Here is a 6,186-nt window from a genome sequence, read left to right on the forward strand (position 1 = left end):
TTTTGGAAAGAAGCACTTTTGTCAGATAGTTTGGAAGAAAGAAAAGAAAAAATTCATCAATATCTTGCTTTTGGGCTAGGAAGTTAAGCAATTCTGTAGTAAACTGTGTCATAGGAATAAATCTCTTTCTAGTAATGTTTCGCAACTCTACTATAACGGATTTATTCCTTTTTGTGTTTACACAACTTATTTTACACTACCCAAAGTGGATGTGTAAATATCACAGTGTGTTTACACCTAAGTATAGACGAAAAGTCATCTATAATCAATATCGAAACAGTTTGGGTGAAATATTCCACCGATTATGTAGTTATAAAGGTGTTGAAATTATTGAGGGTCACTTAATGCCAGATCATGTACATATGTTGGTAAGTATTCTACCGAGGATAAGTGTTTCTAGTTTTATGGGGTATTTAAAAGGTAAAAGTGCTCTCATGATGTTTGATAAGCACGCCAATCTAAAATATAAGTTTGGGAACCGACATTTTTGGGCGGAAGGCTATTACGTGAGTACAGTAGGACTTAATGAAGCCACAATTAAGAAATATATCCAAGAACAGGAAAAGCATGATATAGCGTTGGATAAATTGAGTGTAAAAGAATATGAGGATTCCTTTAGGGATAGTGGTAAGTAATGCAAACACCTCTTTGAGAGGTTTGTGACGAGTCAAGAGCAATGAGGCTTGAACAAAGTGAAAGCCAGCGTCTTTAGGCGCTGGCTGGTGATGTGGGCTTATAGCCCTGGGACAAACCACCCGTTAGACGGGTGGTTATGATGTCCTTTTGTTTTTTAGGAAAAATTGGGAACAAATAGAGGAAGATTTTGTGTATTTGTGATAAAATAGAAGTATGAAAGAAAGAATGTCAGAATTAGTAGAATTGCTCAATCGATACGCCCATGAATATTATACGGCAGATAGGCCAAGCGTATCGGACAGCGAGTATGACAGACTCTATCGTGAGTTAGCGGAGTTAGAAGAAAAGTACCCAACCGATATCCTGCCTGACAGTCCGACGCATCGGGTGGGCGGGAAGATTTTAGAAGGATTTGAAAAATATCCACACCAGTATCCTCTCTTTAGTTTGCAGGATGCTTTTTCACGTGAAGAATTACTAGCCTTTGACCAGCGGGTTCGCAAGGAATTTCCACAAGTTTCTTATCTTTGTGAACTCAAGATTGATGGGCTCTCTATTTCCCTGACCTATGAAAATGGAATCTTGGTAGCAGGAGCGACTCGGGGGGATGGTTCTGTTGGTGAAAACATTACTGAAAATCTCAAGCGAGTCAAAGATATTCCACTGACTTTGAAAGAACCGCTGGACATTACGGTTCGCGGAGAGTGCTATATGCCCAAGGCATCCTTTGATGCGGTCAATCAGCTGCGACAGGAAAATGGTGAGCCTGAGTTTGCCAATCCCCGCAATGCGGCAGCAGGAACCTTGCGCCAGCTCGACACAGCAGTTGTGGCCAAGCGCAATCTAGCAACCTTCCTTTACCAAGAGGCCAGTCCGACTCAGGTTGGCAGCCAAGAAGCCGTCTTAAACAAGCTGGCAGATTTGGGCTTTTCAGTCAATCCTACACATATTCTGGCGGATTCTATCGAAGCAGTTTGGGAGTTTATCGAAAAGATTGCTCAGGGGCGAGACAGTCTTCCTTATGAGATTGACGGTATTGTCATCAAGGTCAATGACTTGGCGGTGCAAGAGGAGCTTGGCTTTACTGTCAAGGCACCCAAGTGGGCCATTGCCTATAAGTTTCCGGCTGAGGAAAAGGAAGCCCAGCTTCTGTCTGTTGACTGGACAGTGGGGCGGACGGGAGTTGTGACTCCGACAGCCAATCTGACGCCAGTGCAGCTAGCGGGAACGACTGTCAGCCGAGCAACTTTGCACAATGTGGACTATATTGCGGAGAAGGATATTCGTCAGAAAGACACCGTTATCGTCTATAAAGCGGGAGATATTATTCCTGCTGTCTTGCGAGTGGTGGAGTCCAAACGTGTCTCAGAGGAGCCTCTGGAAATACCAAGCCACTGTCCGAGCTGTGAGAGTGAGCTGGTACATTTTGAAGATGAAGTGGCTCTGCGCTGCATTAACCCGCTCTGTCCAGCCCAAATCAAGGAGGGCTTGATTCACTTTGCCAGCCGGGATGCCATGAACATTACTGGTCTTGGTCCAGCGGTAGTAGAGAAGCTCTTTGCTCAAAATCTAGTCAAGGATGTGGCTGGAATCTATCGGCTGACGGTAGAAAATTTACTAGAACTAGAGAACTTTAAGGAAAAATCAGCAAATAAATTGTATACTGCTATTCAAGCTTCCAAGGAAAACTCGGCTGAACGCCTCTTGTTCGGCTTGGGGATTCGCCATGTGGGAAGCAAGGCTAGTCGGATTTTGCTGGAGAAATTCCATGATATTCCTAAGCTGTCTCAGGCCAGCCAAGAAGAAATTGCGGCTATTGACAGCCTTGGAACTGTGATTGCCCAAAGCCTGCATACCTATTTTGAGCAGGAAGGCTCTCAGATTCTTTTGGCGGAACTGCAGGAATCAGGTGTGAATCTGGACTATCTGGGTCAAAAGGCCGCAGCTGATGCAGCCCTATCAGGTATGACGGTTGTCTTGACTGGTAAATTACAAAAATTGACACGCAATCAAGCCAAGGAAAAATTGCAGAGTCTGGGTGCTAATGTTTCTGGATCTGTTTCTAAAAAAACGGATCTGGTAGTGGCTGGCCAAGATGCCGGCAGCAAGCTAGACAAGGCTCAGGAGTTAGGAATTGAAATTCGGGATGAAGATTGGCTTGATAGCTTATGAGGCTGAAGTATGAAGGATAAGATTAAACGAGCACGATTGATTTATAACCCGACTTCGGGACAGGAAATTATTAAGAAAAACATTGCGGAAGTTCTGGATGTTTTGGAGGATGTGGGCTATGAAACCAGCGCCTACCAAACCACTCCAGCGCCTCTTTCTGCTCAAAAAGAAGCTGAAAGGGCAGCAAAAGCAGGATTTGATTTGATTATTGCTGCAGGCGGCGACGGTACCATCAATGAGGTAGTTAATGGCGTGGCGAATCTGGATGAACGGCCTAAACTGGCCTTTATTCCAACTGGCACAACCAACGATTATGCGCGTGCTCTGAAGATCCCCATGGGAGACCCCGTAGCGGCAGCCCGCATCATCGAAAAGAACCAGACCATTAAGATGGATATTGGCCGAGCCTATGGTAACAAGTATTTTATCAATATTGCGGCAGCTGGAACCCTAACAGAGCTGACTTACAGTGTCCCTAGCGAGGTCAAATCCCGCCTAGGCTACTTTGCTTATGTCGCAGAAGGAGCAAAAAAGCTCCCTCGCTCTAAGTTCCGCAAGGTCCGTATCAAGCATGACCACGGTGTCTTTGAAGGGAAGATTTCGCTCATGTTTGCGGCTCTGACCAACTCTATTGGTGGTTTTGAAAAGCTAGCGCCAGATACTAAATTAGACGACGGGAATTTTACCTTGATTTTGGTCAAGACAGCCAATCTCTTTGACATGCTGAGTCTGATGATGCAGGCTATCAATGGCGGTCAGCACGTTGGCGATATCAATGTAGAATACCTCAAAACAAGCAAGCTGCAGCTGGAAGTTTTAGATAAAAAAGGTCCATTTATGCTGAATTTGGATGGAGAATACGGCGGCGATACGCCTGTTGAACTGGAAGTGCTGCACGGACATTTGGAATTTTTTGCCAATATCGATGAAATCAGTCAGACAGCCCTTTCAATAGAATAATTTTAGATAAGAGATGAAAGAACATGCTAGACTATAAAGTCTTAGTCCATTACCACAATCCTACTGGAGATTATTTCTCCTATGATATGTGGCAGTGGCAAATAAACCAATGGGGAAAGGAAGCAGCCTTTTCCAAACTTGATTATTTTGGTATTCAGGGGGAATTATCATTTCAAACCTGGGAGCCCTTAGATCACGCTCATGTGGTTATCAAACGTTCAGACTGGTCTAGCCAGTCATGTGACTATCATATTGATTTGTTGCCTCCTCATCTGGTGACGGAAATTTGGCTGATTGAGGGAGATGCTCAGGTTTATTATTCCCTGCAGGCTGCAACGACAAGTCACCAGTATTCACGCCGGCGTCCGCATAACTTTGATATGGCCCTGAGAACAGACTATTTCGATGAATGCTGGGGATATCAAGGCTGGTTGGGACACCGCCAGACAGACGGCGCACATACTTTCAAAGTTTGGGCACCGACAGCTAAGAAGGTGGAATTAGTAGTCTACGAATCGGCTGACAATCAAGCTCCTGTTTATAAAATCTTCCCAATGCAAAAAGGAGACCGATATTCTCACGACCATAAGGAAAATACCATCGGTGTCTGGTCAGCTGAAATAGCAGAAGATTTGACCGGCAAAACTTATCACTATCATGTTAGCTTTGAATACCGCAATTTTTATACTCGCGATCCTTATACTGTTGCGACCAGTCCAGACGGCAAGCGCTCAGCGATTCTTGGAGCGGATGAGACAGAAGTAGCTGGTTTTCAGGCTCGACAAGGCAAAGAAGCCGTCTGGCGTTTGGACAATCCAAATCAGGCAGTGATTTATGAGATGCACATTCGGGATTTGACCAAGTCGGAGACTTCAGGCGTGGATAGTCAGCTGCGTGGGACCTTTTTGGGAGCTTGTCAAAAAGGAACTACCAATCATTTAGGGCAAAAAACAGGTTTTGACTATATCAGTGATTTAGGCGTTAATGTTGTCCAACTTCAGCCCGTGTCTGATCGTCACAAGGACTATGATGAAAATGGAGAGCTGATCTACAACTGGGGCTATGACCCGCAGAATTATCATGCTCCAGAGACTAGCTTTTCCAGCAATCCTGATGACCCAGCGCAGGCTATCCGTGATTTGAAAACGATGATTCAGGCCTACCATGATGCGGGAATCTCTGTGACACTGGATGTTGTTTACAATCACATCTACTCGACCTATGATTCGGCTTTTCAGGCTATAGTACCGGATTATTACTATCGGATGAATCCTAACGGCTCTTTCCAAAATGGAACCGGAGTGGGGAGTGAGACGGCCAGCGAGCACGAGATGTTTCGCAAGTTTATGATTGACTCTCTCCTGTACTGGGTAGAGGAGTTCAATGTAGATGGCTTCCGCTTCGACCTAATGGGAATTCATGATGTGGAAACGATGAATGCCATCCGTCAAGCTATGGATGAGGTGGATCCACGAATCCTGCTCTATGGAGAAGGCTGGGATATGGGAACGGGCCTGAGACCAGAAGACAAGGCTAAGAAGGACAATGCTTATCAGTTGCCGCGGATTGGATTTTTCAATGATACAGAGCGGGATGCTGTCAAAGGAGCAGAAGTTTATGGCGGCATCAAGGCTGGCTTTGTCAGTGGTCAGGCGACGGAGGATATCGTCGCTAAGTCTATTCTTGGCAGCAGTGAGCTAGGCAGCTATCGCAGTCCTGATCAAGTCCTTAACTACGTGGAGGCACACGATAATTTCAACCTGCATGATTTGCTTGTGGAGCTGCATCCTGATGATGATATTCTGACTCGCACCAAGCGGATTGAGTTGGCAACTGCCATGAATCTCCTCATGCAAGGTATGGCATTCATGGAGGTTGGACAGGAATTTTCCCGCACTAAGCTTGTAGCTACGGGGGAAGACGGCCAAGTCCTGCATAGCGATCGCGAAAGGGCTATGAACAGCTACAATGCGCCAGATGCAGTCAATCAGGTGAATTGGGATATTTTGCAGGACCATCAAGAGAGTATTGATTTTATCAAGGACATCATTCGTCTCAAGACAAGCTGCAAGGCCTTTTCTTATCAGGCTTATGAAGATATTTACAAGCATGTCTTTGTTCAATCAGCAGAGCAGGGCAGTGGTTTGATTATCTTTGAGATTAAGGATGACAAGCATTATCAAGTCATTTTTAATGCCAGCGGGCTTCCTTACTATCTGCCTAATGCAGACAAGCTGCGTCTCATAGTGGGCAATAGCCGTCATAAGAAGCCTTTCTATGTTGAAAATCTGACGGTTTCTGTTTTTGAAGTTATTCAATAAGTTATTAGCTACATGAAAAGCGGCTCTTTGTCAACTGTAGTGGGTTGATGAAAAGTTATAATCTGGAGAGGACTAAATCAGTCCTCTCCTTTTTGAT

The 6,186-nt window shown here is 45.0% G+C and carries 4 protein-coding genes; all 4 read left to right on the forward strand.

Annotated features, from left to right (window positions below):
• Positions 1-209 precede the first annotated feature (209 nt).
• The 4 genes from tnpA (at position 210) to pulA (ending at position 6,089) form a co-directional block, all read left to right on the forward strand.
• Positions 210-635 (forward strand): IS200/IS605 family transposase, encoded by a 426-nt coding sequence (gene tnpA / locus QZ169_RS11200; RefSeq protein WP_295507074.1) that lies wholly within the window; start codon positions 210-212, stop codon positions 633-635.
• 214 nt (positions 636-849) lie between these two features.
• Positions 850-2,808, forward strand: coding sequence for an NAD-dependent DNA ligase LigA (ligA, locus tag QZ169_RS11205; RefSeq protein ID WP_295507076.1), 1,959 nt, complete (start codon positions 850-852; stop codon positions 2,806-2,808).
• Positions 2,809-2,817: 9 nt separating this feature from the next.
• A complete protein-coding gene (locus tag QZ169_RS11210) occupies positions 2,818-3,768 on the forward strand; it encodes a diacylglycerol kinase family lipid kinase (protein WP_002914839.1) in 951 nt (316 codons plus the stop codon).
• A gap of 23 nt (positions 3,769-3,791) precedes the next feature.
• Complete coding sequence (gene pulA, locus QZ169_RS11215; RefSeq protein ID WP_295507078.1) at positions 3,792-6,089, forward strand: type I pullulanase; 2,298 nt, start codon at positions 3,792-3,794, stop codon at positions 6,087-6,089.
• Positions 6,090-6,186 lie beyond the last annotated feature (97 nt).

The organism is uncultured Streptococcus sp. (assembly GCF_905372115.1).
Lineage (GTDB): Bacteria > Bacillota > Bacilli > Lactobacillales > Streptococcaceae > Streptococcus.